Origin of the sequence: Streptosporangium saharense (assembly GCF_014203715.1) — a bacterium.
Lineage (GTDB): Bacteria > Actinomycetota > Actinomycetes > Streptosporangiales > Streptosporangiaceae > Streptosporangium > Streptosporangium saharense.
Window position 1 is genome coordinate 1 of record NZ_JACHJP010000020.1, and the last position, 21,051, is coordinate 21,051.

A 21,051-nucleotide genomic window follows, 5' to 3' on the forward strand; every position below is an offset into this window, starting at 1 on the left:
ATCGACCCCCACACCGGCACCCAACTCGGCCACCAACCAGCCCTCACCCGATGGGACTCCACCGGCCCAACCCCACTCTGAACCAACAGCACCCCGGCACAGCCGTCACCCACGACAGCGACATCGGGTGGGACACCTTCGTGGACGGCGCGAAGCTCGGAGGGTTCGACTTCTGACCGATGAGCCCGTCATCATGGACAGAGGTTCGTGCGCCGGGCCGTACCCAAAGATGATCAACGCTCTGACCTGCACCTCTGCACTACCGCCGGACTACTGCAGAACCAGTCCGCCCCACCCGCATTTCGCCCTACCTGACCTGGGACTTTACCCTCGGTCGCTCATCACCCTGAAGGGTTCGCAACCCCAGCCGCCCCGGGTGGCAGGAGTACCCGCACTCGTGTCGCTCATCACCCTGAAGGGTTCGCAACACGATTTCCGGCTTCGTGACGGACAATCCATGCACCTGTCGCTCATCACCCTGAAGGGTTCGCAACCAGCAGGCACACGCCACCGTGATGCAGGGCTGGTCGTCGCTCATCACCCTGAAGGGTTCGCAACCCGATGCTGGCGGCTGCCCTGCCCGCTCTCTCGGCCGGTCCCTCGTCACCCGCACAGTCAGGGCGACAACCCCGTAGCGACCCGGGAAATGTTGATATATTTCCTGAGAAAGGTTGAGCCTCCTCGGTTCGGACTTCTGTCCGGTGAGGAGGCTTTTTTCGTGTCCGGAAACGCTGGGGGTTCCATGTCAGAGGTGCGTGTACGGCTTGCCGGAGAGGCTGATCGGCCGGTCGCGGAGCGGCTCTGGTTGATGTTCTGTCATGACATGTCGGGGTTCCAGGGAAGGCTGCCCAACGCGGACGGGACCTTCAGGAGTGACCGGCTGCACGCGGCGTTCACCGACCCTGACAGGGCGCCCTACCTGGTGACGTACGGCGAGCACCCCGTCGGCCTCGCCACCGTCCGTGGGCTGGGCGGTCCTGTCCGGGTGCTGAGTGGCTTCTTCGTCGTGCGCGGCGCGCGCAGGACGGGCATCGGGCTGCGTGCCGTACGAGAAGTGCTCGCCAGGTATCCGGGGGCGTGGGAGGTCGCCTTCCAGGACGTCAACGTGACCGCGGTGCGTTTCTGGCGCCGGGTCGCGTCGGAGATCGCCGGGGAGGCCTGGAAGGAGGAGCCCCGGCCCGTGCCCGACCTGCCGCCCGACCGCTGGATCTCGTTCACCGTCCCGGAGCGCGCCCACCCGGACGAAGGTCAGTACTGATTCCTCCTGGCGTCGAGGTTGAGGCCGGCGTTGAAGACCGATTCCGGGATGCGGGAGCCGGTCTGGCTTTTGACGAGGCGGCCCGCGCTGGGGATGGTGGCGCGGTCGGGCCAGCTCTGCGGATTCCAGAGTGAGGAGCGCAGGAAGGCCTTGGCGCAGTGCAGGAACAGCTCCTCGACCGTGAGCACGATCGCGAGCTGCGGGGTGCTTCCCTGGACGGTCATCCGCTCGAAGAAGGGGGCGTCCCGCACGATGACGGCGTGGCCGTTGACGCGGAGGGTCTCGGACACGCCGGGCACGACGAACAGCGTCGCGACCTTCGGTCTGCGGAGGATGTTGCGCATGCTGTCCAGGCGCCGGTTGCCCCTGCGGTCGGCGATGGCGAGCGTCCTGTCGTCGAGGACGAGCACGCTGCCCGGAGGGTCGCCGCGCGGGGAGACGTCGACGTTCCCCTTGTCGTCGACCGTGGCCAGCAGCAGAAACGGGGAGGCCTCGATGAACAGCCGCGACTGCGGGTCGATGTGGTCGATCGCCTTCTCCGCGATGGCCTTCGGGGGAGGCTTGACGATCTCCCTCAGCTCCTCCTCGCTGGTGACCGGCGTCATCCGCGAGGTGTTCTGATCGACTGACATGGCGGGCGTCCCCCTCGGCGGTGGTCCGTGCTCGCTCCCGGCCGCGTCCTGGGGCGACCCGGTGCTTAGGTAAGCCTAACTTGACCGACCGGGGGCAGCATACCCCCTGCCATCTGACAAAAAATGGCGATATCAATCCGTCGAAAACAGATAAGCGGATTTCCCATCCCAGCCGACCAAGAAAACGTGTCTTTCTCGCCGAACACATCATTCTGGAGCAACAAAACGGGAAATGCCCCTGGAAATCCCCTCGGGAAAACAAGGGAGCGCGGCATTACCGCCAGTGATACGAAACCTACAGTTAGTCAAATGGCCCGGCGTGGGAGAGCCTCACCCGACCGAGAATGCGCCACGATCGGTTACGGCTACATCACAAACCGTGAAGGGACCCAACATGATCCGTCGTCTTCTCACAGGTCTGGCCCTCGCTGGAGCAGCCGTCGCGCTGCCGCTGGCCGCCGCGGCGCCCGCCAGCGCAGCGGCCGACCCGGCTCCCATCCAGATCATCACTCCCTCCGCCACCGATGACCCGACGCCCGACGCCGGTGAGGCCATCATCCAGTGGATCTCGCCCGGTCGCTGCCGGGCGGGTGGCGGCTGGCCCGTGCGGGTGGTTCCGCAGTGGGGTTACTGCCGGGGCGGCGCCTTCCACGGCTGGATCGTCCGCTTCTACTAAATCCGCTGAGAAGCCGGGGTGCCGGCCGGCTCCAGGGTCGGCACCCCCACAATCGCACGTCCTCCAGGGAGACCAGAACCCCCCGGTAATCCGGGGGGTTCTGCCATTTCCCCACGCGGAGTGGATCAGTGCGTGGGCGCCAGCACCGGGCTGTTGTGGTAGGCGGCGATCAGCCACCGGCCGTCCCGCTTCTCGAAGACCCAGGTCGCGTTCACCTTGCGGGCGTCGGGGACCTCGGTCTCCCCGGAGAACAGGATGGCGGACTCGCTGATGACGATCGCGCCGTCCCTGCCGACGAAGCGGATGCTGAGCCGCCTGTTGTGGGTCGAGCTGCCCTTGAGCGGCCCCGCGAAGCCCCGGGCCATGTTCTGACGGATCACGTCGCGGCTGTCGCGAAGTGAGCCGGGCAGGATGGCGGTCGCGTCCTCGGTGTAGTTGGCGACCATGCCGTCGGCGTTGCCGTTCTCCCACGCCTTGTAGGAGTCAACCAGCACGGCCTGGATCGCGGCCTCGTCGTCCACACGGCTGTTCGACATCGAGTTCTCCCCTGTGATCGGTTGGCCCGGGTGTTCCGAGCTCGCCAGTACATACCGGCGGCGAGCCCGGAACTCATCGCGCCCCGCGAGAAAATCTCACCCGTCGAGTCTGGCCGCCAGACCGAAGGTCGCGAAGACGTCGGGATCCTGGAAGACCGAGTTCCTGGCGATGCCCTCCCCGGTGACCGTGAAGATCTGGAGCGTGTGCAGGCCGTACCCGTCGCCGAGACGCTCGTAGAGGGCGAACCCCGGCTGGCCGCCGTTGGCCGTGACCTCCCTGAACAGCCAATCCTTCCCGGACTTCGCGAAGATCCACTCCATGAACAGGCCGTAGTTGCCGCGACCGGCGAACCAGTTGACCATCGGCGGCATCTCCATGATCACGTCTTCGGTGAGCAGCCGTTTGAGGCCCTCGACGTCGGCGAGTTCGAACGCCTTCATGTAGCGCTCGACCCAGGCCCGCTGCTCGGCCGTGGACGGCTCGCTGACCCGTTCCTGCCGGACCCCGGCCTCCTTCATGCGGGTGCGCGCCCGCTGCAGGGAGCTGTTCACCGAGACGACGGTGGTGCCGAGGATCTCGGCCGTCTCGGACGCGGAGAAGCCGAGCACCTCACGCAGGACCAGCGCGCCGCGCTGACGCGCCGACAGGTGCTGCAGGGCGGAGGCGAACGCCAGGCGCAGGCTGCCCCGGTCAATCACGGTCCCGGCCGGGTCGCCCGTGGCCAGCAGCGAGTCCGGCAGGGGCTGGAGCCAGGTGGCGTGCTCTCCCCGGACGAGCGGCCCGCGCGGATCCGACGCTGCCACCAGCCCCGAAGGCAGCGGTCGGCGGCCACGGACCTCAAGGGCGGTCAGACAGACGTTCGTCGCGATCCGGTAGAGCCAGGTGCGCGGTGAGCTGCGGTTCTCGTCGTAGCTCTCCCGCGACCGCCACGCCCTCAGGTAGGTCTCCTGGACCAGGTCCTCCGCGTCGTGGGCCGAGCCGAGCATCCGATAGCAGTACGCCAACAACTCCGCCCGAAACGGCGCAATCCGCCCCTCGAAGCCTTCTTCCCCCGTCATCACAATCCCCATAATCGGTGACTGCGGTGACAATCTACCGGGACCGGACAACCACAGCCAGGTACGGCCAGCCCCGCCCTGGTGCGGGAAACTTTCCCGCACGGTGCGCGAAAGTTTCCCGCATTCGCGCAGGACAAGAACAGGATCAGACGACGCGTTCGCCGTGGTGCCAGACCGCTGAGATGAGGGGGACGCCGGGGCGGTAGGCCAGGTGGACGTGGGAGGGGGCGTCGAGGAGGACGAGGTCGGCGCGGGCGCCGGGGGCGAGGTGGCCCACGTCCGTGCGGCGCAGCGCCCGTGCCCCGCCCATCGTCGCCGCCCACACGGCCTCGTCCGGCGTCATCCGCATCTCCCGCACCGCGACGGCCACGCAGAACGGCATGCTGGTGGTGAAGCTCGACCCCGGGTTGCAGTCGGTGGACAGCGCGACCGTCGCCCCCGCGTCCAGCAGGCGCCGGGCGTCGGGATAGGCGGCCCTGGTGGAGAACTCGGCGCCGGGCAGCAGCGTGGCGACCGTGTTCCCCGAGGCCAGGGCGTCGACGTCGGCGTCGTCGAGGTGGGTGCAGTGGTCGGCGGAGGCGGCGCCGAGCTCGACGGCGAGCCGTACACCGGGACCGGGGCCGAGCTGGTTGGCGTGGACGCGGGGTGTGAGCCCGCGCTTGGCGCCCGCTTCGAGGATGGCCCGCGCCTGGTCGCCGTCGAAGGCGCCGCGCTCGCAGAAGACGTCGACCCAGCGGGCGTACGGCGCGCACCTGTCGAGCATCGGCCCGGTGACCAGGTTCACGTACTCGTCGGGGTCGGTCCCGGCCGGGACGACGTGGGCGCCGAGATAGGTCACCTCGTCGGTGTGCTCGCCCGCGATCCGCAGCGAGCGGGCCTCGTCCTCGACGGTGAGGCCGTAGCCGGACTTGCACTCGATGACCGTGGTCCCCTGGCGCAGCGCCTCATCGACAAGCCGGGCGACGTTGGCGGAGAGCTCGTCGTCGCTCGCCGCCCTGGTCGCCGCGACCGTCGTGCGGATTCCGCCCGCCGTGTACGGCATGCCCGACATGCGGGCGTCGAACTCGGCGGTGCGGTCCCCGGCGAAGACCAGGTGGGCGTGGGAGTCCACGAAGCCGGGAATCCCGGCCCTGCCCCCGGCGTCGATGACCTGGTCGGCCTCGGGAGCCGAGGAGGCGGGACCCACCCAGGCGACCGTGTGGCCTTCGAGGACGATGGCGGCGTTCTCGACCACGCCGAGCGGCCCCTGTCCCAGCGACGGATCGTTGGTGACGAGACGGGACAGACCGGTGACGAGCAGGCTCACGGTACCTCCGGGCGCGCAGAAGGACGTGCGGAAGAGCAGGTGGAACAGGGACCGGTCCCGGCGCTCACCACGGCATGGTGTGGGACGGACCAGGGACCGGCCCCTGGGCTTACGGGAGTCACGACGACGCCCCAAGACGGCCGATGGCACGGCGCAGGGCGGCGGGGACGTCGGGGACGAGCTGGTGGACGCCGTGCCGTACGACCAGGCGGCCGCCGACCACGACGTCGCGCACGTCGGCGGCGGTGGCGGCGAAGACGGCGGTCTCGGGCCGGGGCCGTGGGGTGGCGGTGCGGACCGAGTCGAGCGAGACCGTCACCAGGTCGGCGACGGCGCCCACCTCGATACGGCCCGCCCCGGACCAGCCGAGCGAGGCGTGCCCGTCGCCGGTGGCGGCGCGCAGCAGTTCGTCCGCGCTCCAGTGGCCCCTGCGGCGGGTGCGCAGCCGTTCGTCCAGCTCCATGCCGCGCGCCTCCTCGAACAGGTCGATGACGGCGTGGCTGTCGCTGCCCAGGGTGAGCCGTGACCCGGCCCGCTGGAGGTCCTTGGCGGGTCCGATGCCGTCGGCGAGGTCGCGTTCGGTCGTCGGGCACATGCAGACGGTCGTGGCGCTGCCGCCGAGCAGGGCGATGTCGTCGGCGGTCAGGTGGGTGGCGTGTACGGCGGTCGCCCGGGGGCCGAGCACGCCGTGGTCGGCCAGCAGCCTGGTTGGCGTGACGCCGTACGCCTCGACGCAGCCCTCGTTCTCGGCGGGCTGCTCGGACAGGTGCGCGTGGATCGGCGCGTGCCTGCTCTCGGCCCAGGCGGCGACGACGGCGAGCTGGTCGGCGGGTACGGCCCGCACGGAGTGCACCGCGGCGCCCGCGACGGCGTGCGGGTGCCTGTCCAGCGCGACGGCCAGCGCCTCGGCCCGCTCCGCCCAGGCGTGGGCCGTACCGTCGCTGAAACGGGCCTGCGTCGCGTCCGGCGGCGCGCCGAAACCGGACGACAGATAACAGGTGTCGAGCAGCGTGATGCGGATGCCCGCCCGCGCCGCGGCCTCGACCAGCGCCTCGCCCATGACGTTGGGGTCGGCGTACGGCGTGCCGCCCGGCGCGTGGTGCAGGTAGTGGAACTCCCCGACGCAGGTGATGCCGGTCAGGGCCATCTCGGCGTAGACGGCCGTGGCGAGGTCGAGATAGGTGTCGGGATCGAGCGCGGCGGCGGCCCGGTACATCGTCTCCCGCCACGTCCAGAAGGTGCCGCCGCCGACCTGGGTCTCGCCGCGCAGCGCCCGGTGGAAGGCGTGCGAGTGGGCGTTGGCCAGGCCGGGCAGCACCAGCCCGTCGAGGACGACGGCGTCACCGGGGTCGCCGGGGTCGCTGCCCGCCCGTAGCGACGCGATACGGCCCTCGGCGACCTCGATGAGAACGCCGGACTCAAGGGGGTCGGAACCCCCGGACCCGGATACCCCAGCCCCAGGGGTTCCGGGACCGGGGGCTCCTGCTCGGGCCCCTCCCGTCCAGGCGTGTCTTGCCCAGAACCTTCCGTTCACAGGAGGTCCTGGAGAACGTCGGCCAGGGCGGTCACCCCGGCCAGGCAGTCGGTCTCCTCGGCGTGCTCGTGCGGGGAGTGCGAGACCCCGGTGGGGTTGCGCACGAAGAGCATCGCGGTCGGTACGGCGGAGGCCAGGATGCCCGCGTCGTGCCCGGCCCCGGTCGGCAGCACCGGGACGCCGCCGAGCACCCGGGCCAGCCGGTCCCGCAGCGGGACGTCGAAGTCGACGACCGGCGTGTAGGACTCGCGGGTGACCTCGGCCCCCTCGGCGGCCTCGTCGATGGCCTTGACCAGCGCGTCCAGCGTCGCGGAGTCGGCGGCCCGCGAGTCGAGCCAGGCCGTCACCAGGGAGGCGATGGCGTTGGTCCCGTTGGGTTCGACGCGCACCTTGCCGAAGGTGGCCAGCGCCCCGGCCTCCCGCGCCAGCTCCCTGGCCGACAGCACGGCCGCCGCGTAGCCGAGCATGGGGTCGTGGCGGTCGACGAGCCGGGTGGTCCCGGCGTGGTTGGCCTCGCCGCGGAAGTCGAACCGCCAGCGGCCGTGCGGCCAGATGGCCGAGGCGACGCCGACGGCGTGCGGCGTGTCCGCGAGGTAGCGGCCCTGCTCGACGTGGAGTTCGACAAAGGCCCCGATGCGGGACAAACGCTCGTCGTCGCGGCCGATCGCCTCCGGGTCACGGCCCGCGCGCTCCATCGCGTCCGCGAGCCGTACACCGTCGCCGTCACGCAGGTCCCTGGCGTGGGCCGGGTCGAGGACACCGGCCATCAGCCGTGATCCGACGCAGGCGACGCCGAACCTGGCGCCCTCCTCGTCGCCGAAGTTGACGACGGCCAGCGGCTTGGAGGGCGTGACGCCCCGCTCGCGCAGCGCGTCGAGGGCGGCGAAGGAGGACACGACGCCGAGCGGGCCGTCGTAGGCGCCGCCGTCGGGCACCGAGTCCAGGTGGGAGCCGATGACGACGGCGTCACCGGCGCCGGAGTCGCCCAGCCAGGCCCACTGGTTGCCGTTGCGGTCGATCTCGTGGCTCAGTCCCCTGGCCTCGGCCTGCTCGACGAACCAGGCGCGGCACTCGGCGTCGGCCGAGGTCCAGGCGTGGCGCCGGTAGCCTCCGCTGCCCGCGTGGCGGCCGACGGGCAGCAGCTCCCGCCACATGCTTCGGAAGCCGTCACCCGCCTCGCCTGCCTTCTCGTACGTGTCGCTCACGCGTCGCCCTCGCGCATCGGGACGCGCACCTCGCGCTCCTCGGCGACCTCGTTGGCCCGGTCGTATCCGGCGTCCACGTGCCTGATGACGCCCATGCCGGGGTCGTTGGTCAGCACACGGCGGATCTTCTCCCCGGCCAGTGCCGTACCGTCGGCGACCGTGACCTGACCCGCGTGGATGGAGCGGCCGATGCCGACGCCACCGCCGTGGTGGATGGAGACCCACGACGCGCCGGAGGCGACGTTCACCATGGCGTTGAGCAGCGGCCAGTCCGCGATGGCGTCAGACCCGTCGAGCATCGCCTCGGTCTCCCTGTACGGCGAGGCCACGGAGCCGCAGTCGAGGTGGTCGCGGCCGATCGCCACGGGGGCGGACAGCTCGCCGGAGGCCACCATGTCGTTGAAGCGCTCACCGGCCCGGTCGCGCTCGCCGTACCCCAGCCAGCAGATGCGCGCGGGCAGGCCCTGGAAGTGGACGCGCTCCCCGGCCAGCTTGATCCAGCGGGCGAGGGACTCGTTCTCGGGGAACAGGTCGAGGATGGCCCGGTCGGTCCTGGCGATGTCGGCGGGGTCGCCGGACAGCGCGGCCCAGCGGAAGGGGCCCTTGCCCTCGCAGAACAGCGGCCTGATGTAGGCGGGCACGAAGCCGGGGAAGTCGAAGGCCCGCGTGTAACCGGCGAGCTGGGCCTCGCCACGGATGGAGTTGCCGTAGTCGAAGACCTCGGCCCCGGCGTCCTGGAAGCCGACCATCGCCTCGACGTGCCTGGCCATGGACTCGCGGGCGCGCTGGGTGAACCCCTCGGGGTCCTTGGCGGCCTCGGCGGCCATGTCCTCGAAGGCGACGCCGATCGGCAGGTAGGCCAACGGGTCGTGCGCGGAGGTCTGGTCGGTGACGACGTCGATCTCGGCGCCCCTGGCGAGCAGGTCGGGTACGGCCTGCGCGGCGTTGGCCTCGACACCGATGGACAGCGGACGGCGGGCGTCGCGTGCCTCGTAGGCCAGGCGAAGGGCCTCGTCGAGGTCGGCGGCCTTGACGTCGAGGTAGCGGTGCTCGATGCGCCGGTCGATGCTGCGCGGGTCGCAGTCGATGCAGATGGCGACGCCGCCGTTCATGGTGACGGCGAGGGGCTGGGCGCCGCCCATGCCGCCGAGTCCGGCGGTGAGGGTGATCGTCCCGGCGAGGGAGCCACCGAACCGCTTGGCGGCGACGGCGCTGAAGGTCTCGTAGGTGCCCTGGAGGATGCCCTGGGTGCCGATGTAGATCCACGAACCGGCGGTCATCTGCCCGTACATGGTCAGGCCGAGCTGCTCAAGACGGCGGAACTCGGGCCAGGTCGCCCAGTCGCCGACCAGGTTGGAGTTGGCGATCAGGACGCGCGGCGCCCACTCGTGGGTCGTCATGACCCCGACGGGACGGCCCGACTGCACGAGGAGGGTCTCGTCGCCCTTCAGCGTGGCCAGGGTGCGGGTGATGGCGTCGTAGGAGCGCCAGTCACGCGCTGCCTTGCCGGTCCCGCCGTACACGACGAGCTTGTCGGGATGCTCGGCCACCTCGGGGTCGAGGTTGTTCATGAGCATCCGTAGCGCGGCCTCCTGCTGCCAGCCGCGCGTGTTCAGCTCCGTCCCGCGCGGGGCCCTGATCGGACCTCGACCGTTCTGCTCAGCCACGCTTCCGCCCTCCAGCACGTCGGTCGTCAGCCGACATGTTCAAATAGATGTATTCACTTGTATCCCGTGTGAATAGTTTCAGTCAACAGGCTAGTCCGTGAAGATCTCCCTGGCAGCGGCCGACACCTCGAACGCCTCAAGCCGTCCCTCGGCCCCGGGGATCTCGTCGCACATGGCCTCAAGCAGGACGCGGCCGAGCATCATGGGGCCGCAGGCGGTGTCGAAGACCAGGCTCGTGCCGACCTCGGCGGCGAGCACCACGTCCGACAGCGCCGCCGCGGGCGCGAAGGCGCTGTCGGCGACCGTCACCACGCTCAGCCCCGCGTCCCTGGCGACGCCGAGCGCCTCGGTCAGCTCCGCCGGATAGCGCGGCAGCGCGAAGCACAGCAGCGCGCTGGCCCCCGCGGCGGCGGCGCGCTCGATCCGCTCGGCCAGCATGGACCCGCCCTCGTCGAGCAGCCGCACGTCCGGGTGGACCTTGGCCGCGAAGTAGGAGAACCCCGCGGCCTGCGCGGCGGCGGCCCGCAGCCCCAGCACCGGCAGCGGCCGGGAGACGGAGAGCAACCGCGCCGCGGCGACGACCGGCTTCGGATCGCCCAGCGCCCCGGCCAGCCGCCGCAGGTGAGCGATCTCGGCCAGTACGGCGCGCTGCAACTCGTTCGGCGCCTCCTCCTCGTCGCTCTCGTCGTTGTCCTGGACGACCGTCTCGGGAGAGCCGAACTCGCGCAGTTGCCTGCGCAGCGCGGGATAGCCGTCGAACCCGAGCGCCATCGCGAAGCGCGTCACCGACGGCTGGCTGACCCCGGCCAGCTCGGCGACCTCGACGCTGGACAGGAAGGCCGCCTCCCCCGCGTGCTGCACCAGGCAGTGCGCGATCCTGCGCTGCGCGGGGGTCAGCCGGTGCCCCTCGAACAGGCGCAGCAGGCGGGGTCCGGCGTCGTCGTGGTTCATGCTTCTCCTCGAACGGGGGGCTCGGGGCTCTGTGCTCGGGCGGTGCGAGCATGGAATATATTCATTCATCATGCCGCCTGCATGGCTACATGCAGAACGGTGGCGGCGCCCTAATGGCCTATTCGGTCATCGCGCGTTCCTCCACCCGCCCCGGCCTCGCAGTGGCCGTGACCGTCGTTTGCCCGCCTTCCGTGCCAGGCCCAAGCCCACAACGCATGATCATGCGCGGAAGTGGACATGACCCGCGCGAAAAGCGTCATGAACCGCCAGGCTGGGGCTACCGGTTGCCGGAATATGTCCCCGGGGCATAAGAAAAGCGGATAACCTCCGCAGAAAATGGATCTGCTGGACGGAGAACACGGTGGCATCGTCGAAGCCGGAGCGGCCGAGGCTCGACACCACGACCCCCAACATGGGGCGGGTCGCCGACTACTTCCTCGGCGGCAAGGACAACTTCGCCGCCGACCGGGAGGCGGCCGAGGCGGCGATGGCCATCACCCCCGAACTTCCCGTGCTCTGGCGTGAGGGACGCCGCTTCCTCGGCAGGGCCGTACGCTTCCTCGCCCAGGAGGCCGGGATCCGGCAGTTCGTCGACGTCGGCTGCGGCCTGCCGACCCAGGGCAACGTCCACGAGATCGCCCACGCGGTCGCCCCCGAGGCGCGGGTCGTCTACGTCGACAACGACCCGATGGTCGTGGTCCACGGCCAGGCGCTGCTCCAGGACGACCGGCTGACCGTGGTCGTCGAGGCCGACCTGCGCGACCCCGGGGCGCTGCTCTCCCACCCCGGCCTCACCAAGATGATCAACACTGACGAGCCGGTGGCGATCCTGCTCTTCGGCGTACTCCAGGACATCCAGGACGACTCCCAGGTCACGCAGATCATCGACCACCTCCGCAAGGCGATCCCGCCCGGAAGCTACCTGGCCATCTCGCACCCGGTCGCCGACCTGCGCCCCGAGGCCACCGCCAAGCTCGCCGCCTTCTACCAGAGCGAGGGCGCCGTCAGCGGCCCCCACAGGAACGGCCTGCGCAGCAAGGCCGAGGTCGAGCGCTACTTCGACGGCCTCGACCTGGTCGAGCCCGGGGTGGTCTACATCCCGGAGTGGCGCCCCGAGGGGGAGCTGACCCACCGCCCCGACGCGATCTGGGTCGTCGGCGGCGTCGGCCGCAAGGAGTGACCGGCCTCAGAGGTCCTTGAGGATGCGCTGGAGGATCACCGGTGCCGCGTCCGGCCGTTCGGCGTCGATGTCCAGGCGGTTCATGACGTGCCAGTACTTCTCGGTCTCCGAGGGCTTGTCCAGGTAGAGAGCCCCGGCGAGCTGCTCTAGATAGACCACGTCGGGCAGCTCGCCCTCGGGGAAGCGCAGGATCGTGATCGGTCCCGCCGCGCAGGCGTGTCCCCCGGCGCAGAACGGCATGATCTGCAGGGTGACGTGGGGCAGCTCGGTGAGACGGATGAGGTGCTCGATCTGGGCGCGCATCGTCACGGCGCCGCCGATGAGACGGCGCAGCGCGGCCTCGTCGATCACCATCCACAGCTTCGGCGGGTTCCTCCGGTACAGCAGCTCCTGACGCCGCATCCGCAGGGCGACCCGCCGCTCGACCTCGGGAGGGCTGACGTCGCGACGGCCGAGCTGGACGACGGCCCGCGCGTAGCTCTCGGTCTGCAACAGGCCGGGGACGAACTGGACCTCGTAGCTGCGGATGACGCACGCGGCCTGTTCGAGGCCGAGGAAGGCGTCGAACCAGTCGGGCACCACGTCGTGGTACTTCTGCCACCACCCCGGCACGTTCGCCTGCTCGGCCAGCGAGAGCAGGGTCGCCCGCTCGGCCTCGTCGGCCACGCCGTACAGGGTGAGAAGGTCGGCCACATCGCGCCGTTTGAAGCTGGTACGGCCGAGCTCCAACCTACTGATCTTGGAGTGTGAGGCCCGGATGGCGTCGCCCGCCTCCTCGCGGGTGACACCCCTGGCCTCGCGCAGTCGGCGCAGTTGTGCGCCGACCAGCATCCGCGCCACCGTTGGTCCCGTCCGCCGGTAATCCGACGTGAGGTTCTCCTCGAACGGGGTCACGGTCGTCCGAACAGTGCGCACGCTCGCTCCCTATGCAGCAAACCGACTGCGGCAAACCGACACAGCAGACCACTGGCGTACGGCCGGGTCCAAGCTTTGCATGCCGGACAGGCCACGCACAGGGGGATGAACCCTGTCACTATCATTCCCAGTGATCATGCCGAAGGCGTCACCGTACCCTCAGGCGGTGCCGCGAGGCGAGCCGTACCGCCCAGGAGCAAGGAGAACGCGTGGACGACAGGTCGGGTTCCCCCGAGGCGGCCAGGCTGAATCCGGGGGTCGCGCACAATGCCAGGGTCTGGAACTACTGGCTCGGCGGTAAGGACCACTACCCGGCTGACCGCGAGGTCGGCGAGCGGGTCTTCGGCATGTTCCCGAACATCGTCCACGTCGCCCGCGCCGACCGCGCCTTCCTCGGCCGCGTGGTCGGCCACCTCGCGGGCGAGGCGGGCGTCCGGCAGTTCCTCGACGTCGGCACCGGCCTGCCGACCGTGGACAACACCCACGAGGTCGCCCAGCGCCTCGCCCCCGAGTCGCGGATCGTCTACGTGGACAACGACCCCCTCGTGCTGGTGCACGCCCGCGCCCTGCTGACGAGCACACCCGAGGGCGCGACCGACTACGTCGACGCCGACGCCCGCGACACCGCGACGATCCTGCGCGAGGCCGCCAGGACCCTGGACCTCACCAGGCCCGTCGCGGTCATGCTGCTGGGCATCCTGAACTTCGTCCTCGACACCGAGGAGGCGCTGTCCATCGTGCGCGGGCTGATGGACGCGGTGCCCTCGGGCAGCTATCTGGCCCTCACCCACCCGACCCTGGAACTCGGCGGGGAGGCGAACGTCGAGGCGATGCGGTTCTGGAACGAGCACGCCACACCCCCGATCACCGCCCGCACCGGCGAAGAGATCACCCACTTCTTCGACGGCCTCGACCTCCTCGACCCCGGCCTCGTCTCCTGCTCCCTCTGGCGCCCCGACCTCCTCGAATCCCCTGTCCAGATCTCCCAGTACGGCGCCCTCGCCCGCAAACCCTGACGCGTCCCCGACGTCTCGTTCCGTGGAGTTGGAGCGTGGGGATCGCTTTGACGCGTTGACCTGCGCGAAGGGGCGGCAGCGGAGTCCGTGCGGGATGCATGACACGGAGATTGATCTTGATCGACAGCTTCTCCCCAGGACCGCCTCCGCCGACCGGGTGGCGCACGCCGCACCACGCCCGTGGCCTGCGGCTCCGGGATGGAAAGCTCAGTACATGCTCGCCCAGATGACTTTCCCGTCCTCGATCACGATGTTGATCCGCTCGTTGCGGTAGTCGTCCGTGCCGTCGGCGCACTTGCCGTCCTCACCCAGGACGCGGACCTCGTGCCCGGCAGCCGCCTCAGCGGACATCACATCGCTTGAAGAGCGCCCGATGAGATCCGCCCGTGTGCGCGCGTTCCCCGAGGTCACCGAGGGAACACAATTCGTGCCTCGCGTACTCGTGGCCGCCGCTGTCCGTGTCTCATTCTGCTGTGCGGGGGTCGTTGAAGCCTCTTTCGGAGCCGTTCCGGCACCACTGCATCCCGTAAGAAGGCTGACGCCGAGCACGATTACGGTGACGATACGCACTGACATGACTCTTCCCAACTTCGGATCTCCCCGTCTGATTGATACGGCAGACGGGGAGATGGAGACGTGAAGCACCATATGGCGATGACCGAAGAATCGCCCTGACTACATGACGGCTTCAGCTCGGTAAGGGTTCAACTGTGCAAAACGCTGCCGCCGAGGTTCTCAGCAACTCGGGTCTGCGGCGTATACAGGCTTCTCTGCTCACCATCGACTGTGTTGTAACCGCTGTGGTAACCCTTGGCGACGTTCCCGAAGTCTGCAGCGTTGAAATCCAGTGCCTATTCCGAAGTCGCAGATGACCAGACGCCGTCCATTCGGAATGCCCTGCCGCTGAGCGGCGCAAGGTCCTTCGCCGCTTCTTTGAGCCGTGCACCACAACAAGACTGATGGAGCGTCTCTCGAAACCCTCGGCTATGAGCTCGCGACAGTGACAGCGGGACCTTAGCCTTGCCTTTCGCCGGAGCGACGAGAAAAAAGGACGCCCCAAAGACCCGCAAAAAGCGCTGTGCGCCATAATCATGCCTTCATCGGGAGGGGAATCCGGATGAGCAATATGACGTCGGAAACGGTAGAGCCTCAGTACGACTGACAACCGCCCTGGGCTCTCGCGTCCGACACCAGGCCTGAGCGGCTGGCACTCGTACTCGCGCACCAGCTTCCGAGGCGACATCAACGAACTCCTCGACCCCGGTACGGCGCCCTCGCCCGCAGACCTGAATTCTCAGCCGCCGAGGAGGTCGGTGACGGTCACCGGGTGGAGGCGGCGGCGGGTCAGGCCGGTGAGGATGTGGGGGATCGCCTCGGCCGTGCCGGGGCGGCCCAGGTGGAGTCTGACGATCGAGCCGGGCCGTACGGTGTCCAGGACGTTGGCCGTGACGGTCGTGGGGCCGGGGTCGGCGTGGTCACCGGAGTCCACGTCGTAGGACAGGCAGGTCCGGTAGCCCACGCGGGCGGCCAGTTCGCGGACCAGGGGCGTGGCGTGGCGGGTCCCCGACGGTCTGAAGCACGAGCCGATCGACCCGGTGAGACGGCGCAGCCTGGCCGCGCACCGGGCGATCTCGGCGTGGGCCGCGCGCTCCTCAAGGGCGCAGATGTCCAGGTCGTGCTCGGTGTGGTTGCCCAGGTCGTGGCCACCGGCCAGGACGCGACGGGCCATCCGGGGGTGCCGGTCGAGCCAGTCGCCGACGGCCAGGACCGTCAGGTGGGCGCCATGCCGTTCCGCCTCGGACAGGACGCGCTCGGCCAACTCGACGGGTCCGTCACCGTGGAAGGTCAGCGCGACCTTCGGGCGGTCCCGGGGACCGTTGCGCACCTCACGGGCCAGGTTCCGGTGGCCGCCTCCTGGCCGGGCTTCGGGGGTCGCGGCCTTCCGTGCGTCCGAGGCGTCACGAGGGGCGGGGGGTGCGGCTTTGTGGAGGTCCGAGGCGTCGCGCGGGGCCGGGGGTACGGCTCCGCGGGGGGTGGGGGGTATGGCTTCGTGGGGGTTTGAGGCTTTTCTTAGGGTTTCTGCTGGGGGTGGCTCCGGGAGGGCCTTCGGGGGTGCCGCCGGTCGCTCCTGGTCCGGGGAGCAGGAGAGTGTGCCACCGAGGGTGGCGGCGAGGCCGAGGCGCAGGACGAGGCGCCGTCCGATCGCGCCGTTCACCGGAAGATCCCGGTGTGGCCGAGCGAGTACCGTCCGGGCTGGGGGTAGACGGCCAGACCGTGGGGTCCGGCGCCGACGGGGATCTTGCGGATGAGACGGCCCGAACGGGTGTCGAAGACGTAGACGACGCCGTCGTACCTGCCGGACAGCCACAGGCGGCGGCCGTCGGCGGACAGGCCGCCCATGTCCGGTGAGCCACCGCCGGGGATGCGCCAGGTCGCGATCGGCCTGCGGCGGGCGAAGGAGACGACGGAGACCGACCCCTCACCCCGGTTGGACACGTACAGCAGCCGCGAGTCACGGCTGACGTAGAGCCCGTGGGCGCCCGCCCCGGTCCTGACGAAGCGCTTCACCCGGAAGTCCTTCGCGCCGACGAGCCACACCCCGTTCCTGGCCATGTCGGCGACGTAGAAGGTGGTGCCGTCGGGGGACAGCTTGACGTCCTGCGGCATACTGGCCCGCCCCCCGGCCATCCCGTGCGCGTCGGCCATCCCGTGCCCCTCGGCCGCCACACGCCCACGAGCCGCCGCGCCCTCCCCGGTCCGTGTGTGCTCCCCGGTCTGTGCGTCTCCGGTCTGTGCGTGTTCGTGCGGTACGGCGTGCCGGGCCTTCTCCGTGCGGGGTGTTCTCAGATGGGCCAGGTCCACGACGGCGCGGATCTTTCTGGCGGCCGTGTCCACGGCGACCAGTTGGCCGGAGAACTCGCAGCTCGCCAGGAAGACGGTCTCGTCGGCGGTGAAGTCGCCGTGGTTGATCCCCCGGCAGGGCATGGACAGCGAGCGCCGCAGCCGCATGGTGTGCGGGTCGCGGAAGTCGAGGCGGTTGTTGCGCTCGGCCATCACCAGGGCGGTACGGCCGTCCGGGGTGAAGTACAGGTTGTAGGGGTCGTCAACGGGTACGGGCCTGCCCGGCCTGCCGGTCCTCGGGTCGATCGGGGTGAGCGTGTTGCCGTCGTTGTTGTTGACCCACAGCGTCTTGAGGTCCCACGAGGGCACGACGTGCTGTGGCCGTCCGTGGACGGGGAACTGACGGATCACCCGGTAGGTCCGGGGGTCGATCACGCTGACGGTGTCGCTCTCGCTGTTGGGCACGTAGACCCGCGAGGGGAAGCCCGCCACGGCCGGGCTGAGCATCCCCGGCCGGTCGTGGGCGTAGACGTCAAGCCTCTCCGGAGAGGCATTCACCGGGACCTCTTGACGAGAGACACCGGCCGGTACGGCGGGGCCGCTGCCGCAGGCCGACGCGCACACGAGCGCGACGACCAGGGCGACACCCCCACGGAGCCGTCCTCGTCCGTCTTCCAGCCGTCTCATGACCGCCCCGCCCTCTCCTGATCGGCTAGGGAAGACGCTAGGAACAGGCCGGTCAGGAAACGGTCATGCCGTGGTCATCGGTGGCCCGCCTTTTCCCGGCGGACGGCCCACGGATCACGACATGTCAGCTCTCGAAGGGGGCCACGGCGCGCAGCCCGGCCAGGGCGAGGCCGACGGCCCGCCTGCATCCCCCGATCACCTCCTGGGAGGGGCCGCCCTGCTTCAGGCCGACGGAGATGCCGAGCTTGGCGGCCCCGATCACCGAGCCGACGGCGGCGGCGGCCTCGATGGCGTCGAGTTCGCCGGGGAAGGCCCGTTGCAGGGCGTCGACCATCCGGTGCTGGGCGTCGAACATCAGCAGCAGCGCCTGGGCTCTGAGGGAGGGGACGGTCATGACCAGGCGGTTGACCTCCGCGATCTCCCAGCCTCTCTCGTCGTCGGCCAGCGCCTCGAAGATCATTTCCACGGCACGGGACAGCAGGTCGGCGGGGCTCTCACCCGGGAGACGTTCGGCGAACGTCCGCAGGATGTGGTCGAGGCTCTCCCTGGCGTTGCACAGGACCACCTCCTCCTTGCTCGCGAAGTAGCTGAAGAACGTCCTCGTCGAGACGTCGGCGGCCATGGCGATCTCGGAGACGGTCGTCTGCTCGTAGCCCTTCTCCAGGAAGAGGCGTAGAGCCCCGGCGATCAGAGCATGTCTGGTACGGAGTTTCTTGCGTTCGCGCAGCCCGGGGATCTCACCCATGGAGGAAGCTTAGTGCATGGAATTATGTTATGCACTTATTGCAAACTTACATCACGTGTACTTTTATGGGTGTGAACCTCCCACAGCCACCGCACGGGCCACACACACTGGAGGGCAACATGAAGGTCCACACCGACACGCAACGGTGCGTAGGCGCGGGTATGTGCGCGCTCACGGTTCCAGAGGTGTTCGACCAAAGCGAGGAGGACGGCACGGTCGTCCTCCTCGACGCCGAACCACCGGCCGGGCAGCGGGCAGCCGTACAGCGAGCCGAGCGGTTGTGTCCCTCGGGAGCCATCTCGGTGCTCCTCGACGACTGACAGGCCGCCCGACTCCCCGTCCCGGCCGTTGACCCGCGAAAGCCCGGCCGGGACGGGAAGACCGTCAGAGGTGACCCTCAGAGGTGGTACGCGTACTCGCGGAACTCCCAGTCGGTGACGGTCCTGGAGAAACGCTGCACCTCGTCACGCTTGTAGACCAGGTACGCCGCGGCGAACTCCTTGCCCAGCACCTCGATCAACTCCCCGTCGGCCTCGAAGGCGTCCAGCGCGGCGGGCAGCGTCATCGGCAGCACCGGCGCCTTGGCGGCGTCGTAGCCGTACCCCTCAAGCGGGGCCGGAGGCTTGATCTTGTCGCGGATGCCGAGGTAGACCGCGCCCAGCAGCCCCGCGATGCCCAGGTAGGGGTTGGCCGAGGCGTCGCCGAGCCGTACCTCGATCCTGCTGCCCGCGCCGCGCTCCGGCGGGATGCGCAGCATGGCGCTGCGGTTGTCCAGGCCCCAGTCGTTGAGCCAGGGCGCCAGGGTGTCGGGGCCGAAGCGCTTGTAGGAGTTGATCGTGGGGTTGAGCAGCGCCGCGAGGGCCGGGGCGTGGGCGAGCACGCCGCCGATGGCGTGCAGCGCGGTGGCCGACAGGCCGTGCTCGGCGCCCTCGTCACCGGGGTCGGCGGCGAAGACGTTGCGGCCCTCGGCGTCCGTGCAGGACAGGTGGACGTGGAAGCCGGAGCCGCCCTCGTCGTCGAAGGGCTTGGCCATGAAGGTCGCCATCAGGCCGTCGTGCCGGGCGAGCTCCTTGATGGCGCCCTTGAAGCGGAAGGCGCGGTCGGCGGCGTCGAGAGCCTCCGAGTGGTGGAGGTTGATCTCGAACTGGCCGCCGGAGAACTCGTGGTTGCCCATGGTGACGCCGATGTCGAGCTTGCGCAGGGTGCGCAGCGTGCGCAGGACGTGGGACAGGCGGTCGCCCTTGCGCCCGGTGACGTAGACGTTGCCGAGGGCGTCGTCGTAGCGCCGCCACCCGGAGGACGAACCGGGCGTGGGGTCGGGTTCGAGCAGGTAGTACTCAAGCTCGGGACCGGCCAGGGCGGTCAGGCCGAGGTCGGCCAGGCGGGCGACGGCCGCGCGCAGCACCTGGCGGGGAGACTCAAGGAAGGGACGGCCGGTGGCCGGGTCGCAGGCGTCGCCGAGGACGTGGGCGACACCGGGCTCCCAGGGCAGCTCGACCAGGGTGGACAGGTCGGGACGGATCGAGACGTCGGGCAGGCCACGGTCCAGGCCTCCGGGGACGGGGACGGTGTCCCCCTGGGGAGAGGTGTAGTAGACGGCCTGGCAGAAGGCGACGCCGCTGTGGACGACCTCGGGCAGCCGTTCCAGCAGGACGTCCTTGCCGCGCTCGGTGCCGATCAGGTCGGGGTATCCGACCCGGACGATGTCGATGCCCTGCCCATCCAGGCGCTCGACCGTCCGTTCCGCGGACTCCGCGCTCACTGCGTCCCCCTTGATAGGTCCCGACACTTCATTTGGATGCAAAACATACGCCCCGAGCGCCCGGGGAACAAGGCTCGCCCCGGGGAGGGCTACGTTCCCATCGTGACATCTCGCAGTTCAAGGCATATCGTATGGCCCCAAACAGTCTGAACGATCCGGGGCGTCCCCCTGAGACAAGGAGACATCGTGGCCACGGTGCGCGGCTTCTTCACTCCCAAGACGGCGACCGGCCGCTCCTCGCTGGTGCCCGCCCCGCCGTGGTACTACTCCGGCGACCTGCTCACCGTCGAGTATCGCACCGACCCCGCCCGCGTCGCCGAGCTGCTGCCCGAGCCCCTGACCCTCGCCGAGGAGGACCCCGGCGCGGTCGCGATCATCTGGGCCGACTGGCAGTCCTGCTCGGGAAGCAAGGAGGAGCTCCTCGACCCGGTGCGCTCGCAGTACAAGGAGTGCTTCGTCGTCGTGCGCTGCGCCTTCGAGGGACGGACCTTCTCCCGCTGCGTCTACATCTGGGTGGACAAGGACTTCGCGATCGCCCGCGGCATGCACCAGGGTTACCCCAAGAAGCTCGGCTCGATCCACCAGACCCGCCCCTACTCGTACGGCCAGGCCGCGCCCCGCGTCGGTGAGGGTGGCACGTTCGGCGCCACCCTGGCCGCCGCCGACCGCCGTCTGGCCCAGGCTGTCGTACGGCTGCGCGAGCCCAGCGAGACCAACGGCTTCGTCAACGGCCACCCGATGGCCCACAACCGCTGGCTGCCCTCCATCGAGCCGGGCGGCGGCCTCGCCCTCGATGAGCTGATCTCCAGCGCCGGGCAGTCCTTCGAGGGCGGCCAGGCGTGGAAGGGCGACGCCGAGATCGAGCTGTTCGACGCCCCGACCGAGGAACTGGCCGCGCTGCGCGTCGAGGAGGTCATCGGCGGCTACTACCGCCAGGTCGGCGTCGTCTGGAACGGCGGCACCCTGCTGCGCTCCGGCGGTTCAGGGGCCGAGTGACCCCTCCGTTTTCCGGGTATGACTTTCCGGATATGACAGGACCCGTACGGCACGACCCCGTACGGGTCCTGTCATATCCGGCACC

The 21,051-nt window shown here is 69.8% G+C and carries 21 protein-coding genes; 7 read left to right on the forward strand and 14 right to left on the reverse strand.

Annotated elements, in window-relative coordinates; all coding sequences use genetic code 11:
- Nucleotides 1-50: 50 nt before the first annotated feature.
- Together FHS44_RS42180 and FHS44_RS39595 are read left to right on the forward strand one after the other, a co-directional pair.
- Entirely contained in the window at nt 51-176 is a 126-nt protein-coding gene (locus FHS44_RS42180; RefSeq protein ID WP_281401735.1) for a hypothetical protein, read from the forward strand.
- 566 nt (nt 177-742) lie between these two features.
- Complete coding sequence (locus FHS44_RS39595; RefSeq protein WP_184725682.1) at nt 743-1,258, forward strand: GNAT family N-acetyltransferase; 516 nt, start codon at nt 743-745, stop codon at nt 1,256-1,258.
- Here the strand turns inward: FHS44_RS39595 and FHS44_RS39600 are convergent.
- A complete protein-coding gene (locus tag FHS44_RS39600) occupies nt 1,249-1,890 on the reverse strand; it encodes a pyridoxamine 5'-phosphate oxidase family protein (RefSeq protein ID WP_221461845.1) in 642 nt (213 codons plus the stop codon). The genes FHS44_RS39595 and FHS44_RS39600 overlap by 10 nt on opposite strands.
- Before the next feature lie 394 nt (nt 1,891-2,284).
- Between FHS44_RS39600 and FHS44_RS39605 the strand changes: the two genes are divergently transcribed.
- Nucleotides 2,285-2,566 (forward strand): hypothetical protein, encoded by a 282-nt coding sequence (locus FHS44_RS39605; protein WP_184725684.1) that lies wholly within the window; start codon nt 2,285-2,287, stop codon nt 2,564-2,566.
- Nucleotides 2,567-2,691: 125 nt separating this feature from the next.
- On the opposite strand, the gene FHS44_RS39610 is transcribed toward FHS44_RS39605, so the two are convergent.
- The 7 genes from FHS44_RS39610 to FHS44_RS39640 form a co-directional block, all read right to left on the reverse strand.
- Nucleotides 2,692-3,102, reverse strand: coding sequence for an SgcJ/EcaC family oxidoreductase (locus tag FHS44_RS39610; RefSeq protein ID WP_184725693.1), 411 nt, complete (start codon nt 3,100-3,102; stop codon nt 2,692-2,694).
- A gap of 96 nt (nt 3,103-3,198) precedes the next feature.
- Complete coding sequence (locus FHS44_RS39615) at nt 3,199-4,161, reverse strand: sigma-70 family RNA polymerase sigma factor (RefSeq protein WP_184725695.1); 963 nt, start codon at nt 4,159-4,161, stop codon at nt 3,199-3,201.
- A gap of 145 nt (nt 4,162-4,306) precedes the next feature.
- Nucleotides 4,307-5,467, reverse strand: coding sequence for an imidazolonepropionase (gene hutI / locus FHS44_RS39620; RefSeq protein WP_184725697.1), 1,161 nt, complete (start codon nt 5,465-5,467; stop codon nt 4,307-4,309).
- Nucleotides 5,468-5,585: 118 nt separating this feature from the next.
- Entirely contained in the window at nt 5,586-7,001 is a 1,416-nt protein-coding gene (locus FHS44_RS39625; protein WP_184725699.1) for a formimidoylglutamate deiminase, read from the reverse strand.
- Complete coding sequence (locus tag FHS44_RS39630) at nt 6,998-8,155, reverse strand: allantoate amidohydrolase (protein WP_184725726.1); 1,158 nt, start codon at nt 8,153-8,155, stop codon at nt 6,998-7,000. Before FHS44_RS39630 ends, FHS44_RS39625 begins: the two co-directional genes overlap by 4 nt.
- A 47-nt stretch (nt 8,156-8,202) precedes the next feature.
- Nucleotides 8,203-9,873, reverse strand: a complete 1,671-nt coding sequence (gene hutU / locus FHS44_RS39635) for a urocanate hydratase (RefSeq protein WP_184725700.1) — start codon at nt 9,871-9,873, stop codon at nt 8,203-8,205.
- Nucleotides 9,874-9,963: 90 nt separating this feature from the next.
- A complete protein-coding gene (locus tag FHS44_RS39640; protein ID WP_184725701.1) occupies nt 9,964-10,824 on the reverse strand; it encodes a MurR/RpiR family transcriptional regulator in 861 nt (286 codons plus the stop codon).
- A 361-nt stretch (nt 10,825-11,185) separates the two neighbouring features.
- On the opposite strand from FHS44_RS39640, the gene FHS44_RS39645 reads away from it, so the two are divergent.
- Nucleotides 11,186-12,004 carry an SAM-dependent methyltransferase gene (locus FHS44_RS39645; RefSeq protein WP_312864013.1) on the forward strand — a complete coding sequence of 273 codons (819 nt, stop codon included), beginning with the start codon at nt 11,186-11,188 and terminating at the stop codon, nt 12,002-12,004.
- A 6-nt stretch (nt 12,005-12,010) separates the two neighbouring features.
- Here the strand turns inward: FHS44_RS39645 and FHS44_RS39650 are convergent, their stop codons facing one another.
- Nucleotides 12,011-12,919: a Sco1979 family transcriptional regulator gene (locus tag FHS44_RS39650; protein ID WP_376771662.1), complete on the reverse strand. Its 909-nt coding sequence runs from the start codon at nt 12,917-12,919 to the stop codon at nt 12,011-12,013.
- A gap of 209 nt (nt 12,920-13,128) precedes the next feature.
- On the opposite strand from FHS44_RS39650, the gene FHS44_RS39655 reads away from it, so the two are divergent.
- Entirely contained in the window at nt 13,129-13,935 is an 807-nt protein-coding gene (locus FHS44_RS39655; protein ID WP_184725702.1) for an SAM-dependent methyltransferase, read from the forward strand.
- Between the two features lie 207 nt (nt 13,936-14,142).
- Here the strand turns inward: FHS44_RS39655 and FHS44_RS39660 are convergent, their stop codons facing one another.
- From FHS44_RS39660 to FHS44_RS39675, 4 genes are all read right to left on the reverse strand, one after another.
- The gene (locus FHS44_RS39660) at nt 14,143-14,286 is read right to left on the reverse strand and encodes a hypothetical protein (RefSeq protein ID WP_184725703.1); all 144 of its coding nucleotides are present in this window, start codon (nt 14,284-14,286) and stop codon (nt 14,143-14,145) included.
- 943 nt (nt 14,287-15,229) lie between these two features.
- Nucleotides 15,230-15,820 carry a polysaccharide deacetylase family protein gene (locus tag FHS44_RS39665; protein WP_221461847.1) on the reverse strand — a complete coding sequence of 197 codons (591 nt, stop codon included), beginning with the start codon at nt 15,818-15,820 and terminating at the stop codon, nt 15,230-15,232.
- A gap of 326 nt (nt 15,821-16,146) precedes the next feature.
- Entirely contained in the window at nt 16,147-17,463 is a 1,317-nt protein-coding gene (locus FHS44_RS39670; protein WP_184725704.1) for a YncE family protein, read from the reverse strand.
- A gap of 124 nt (nt 17,464-17,587) precedes the next feature.
- Entirely contained in the window at nt 17,588-18,208 is a 621-nt protein-coding gene (locus FHS44_RS39675; RefSeq protein WP_184725705.1) for a TetR/AcrR family transcriptional regulator, read from the reverse strand.
- 119 nt (nt 18,209-18,327) lie between these two features.
- On the opposite strand from FHS44_RS39675, the gene FHS44_RS39680 reads away from it, so the two are divergent.
- Nucleotides 18,328-18,528: a ferredoxin gene (locus FHS44_RS39680; protein WP_184725707.1), complete on the forward strand. Its 201-nt coding sequence runs from the start codon at nt 18,328-18,330 to the stop codon at nt 18,526-18,528.
- 77 nt (nt 18,529-18,605) lie between these two features.
- Here FHS44_RS39680 and FHS44_RS39685 read toward each other — a convergent pair whose 3' ends face one another.
- A complete protein-coding gene (locus FHS44_RS39685; RefSeq protein ID WP_184725708.1) occupies nt 18,606-19,970 on the reverse strand; it encodes a glutamine synthetase family protein in 1,365 nt (454 codons plus the stop codon).
- 186 nt (nt 19,971-20,156) lie between these two features.
- Here FHS44_RS39685 and FHS44_RS39690 point away from each other — a divergent pair, with 186 nt between their 5' ends.
- On the forward strand, nt 20,157-20,966 hold the full coding sequence (locus tag FHS44_RS39690) for an acetoacetate decarboxylase family protein (protein WP_184725710.1): 810 nt from the start codon (nt 20,157-20,159) through the stop codon (nt 20,964-20,966).
- The last annotated feature ends 85 nt before the right edge of the window (nt 20,967-21,051 follow it).

Excerpts from the sequence above, each read along its gene's own strand:
- FHS44_RS42180 (WP_281401735.1), top strand. The coding sequence starts at position 51 with ATGGGACTCCACCGGCCCAACCCCACTCTGAACCAACAGCACCCCGGC.
- FHS44_RS39595 (WP_184725682.1), top strand. The coding sequence starts at position 743 with ATGTCAGAGGTGCGTGTACGGCTTGCCGGAGAGGCTGATCGGCCGGTC.
- FHS44_RS39600 (WP_221461845.1), bottom strand. The coding sequence starts at position 1,890 with ATGTCAGTCGATCAGAACACCTCGCGGATGACGCCGGTCACCAGCGAG.
- FHS44_RS39605 (WP_184725684.1), top strand. The coding sequence starts at position 2,285 with ATGATCCGTCGTCTTCTCACAGGTCTGGCCCTCGCTGGAGCAGCCGTC.
- FHS44_RS39610 (WP_184725693.1), bottom strand. The coding sequence starts at position 3,102 with ATGTCGAACAGCCGTGTGGACGACGAGGCCGCGATCCAGGCCGTGCTG.
- FHS44_RS39615 (WP_184725695.1), bottom strand. The coding sequence starts at position 4,161 with ATGACGGGGGAAGAAGGCTTCGAGGGGCGGATTGCGCCGTTTCGGGCG.
- FHS44_RS39630 (WP_184725726.1), bottom strand. The coding sequence starts at position 8,155 with ATGTGGCGGGAGCTGCTGCCCGTCGGCCGCCACGCGGGCAGCGGAGGC.
- FHS44_RS39640 (WP_184725701.1), bottom strand. The coding sequence starts at position 10,824 with ATGAACCACGACGACGCCGGACCCCGCCTGCTGCGCCTGTTCGAGGGG.
- FHS44_RS39660 (WP_184725703.1), bottom strand. The coding sequence starts at position 14,286 with ATGTCCGCTGAGGCGGCTGCCGGGCACGAGGTCCGCGTCCTGGGTGAG.
- FHS44_RS39670 (WP_184725704.1), bottom strand. The coding sequence starts at position 17,463 with ATGAGACGGCTGGAAGACGGACGAGGACGGCTCCGTGGGGGTGTCGCC.
- FHS44_RS39675 (WP_184725705.1), bottom strand. The coding sequence starts at position 18,208 with ATGGGTGAGATCCCCGGGCTGCGCGAACGCAAGAAACTCCGTACCAGA.
- FHS44_RS39680 (WP_184725707.1), top strand. The coding sequence starts at position 18,328 with ATGAAGGTCCACACCGACACGCAACGGTGCGTAGGCGCGGGTATGTGC.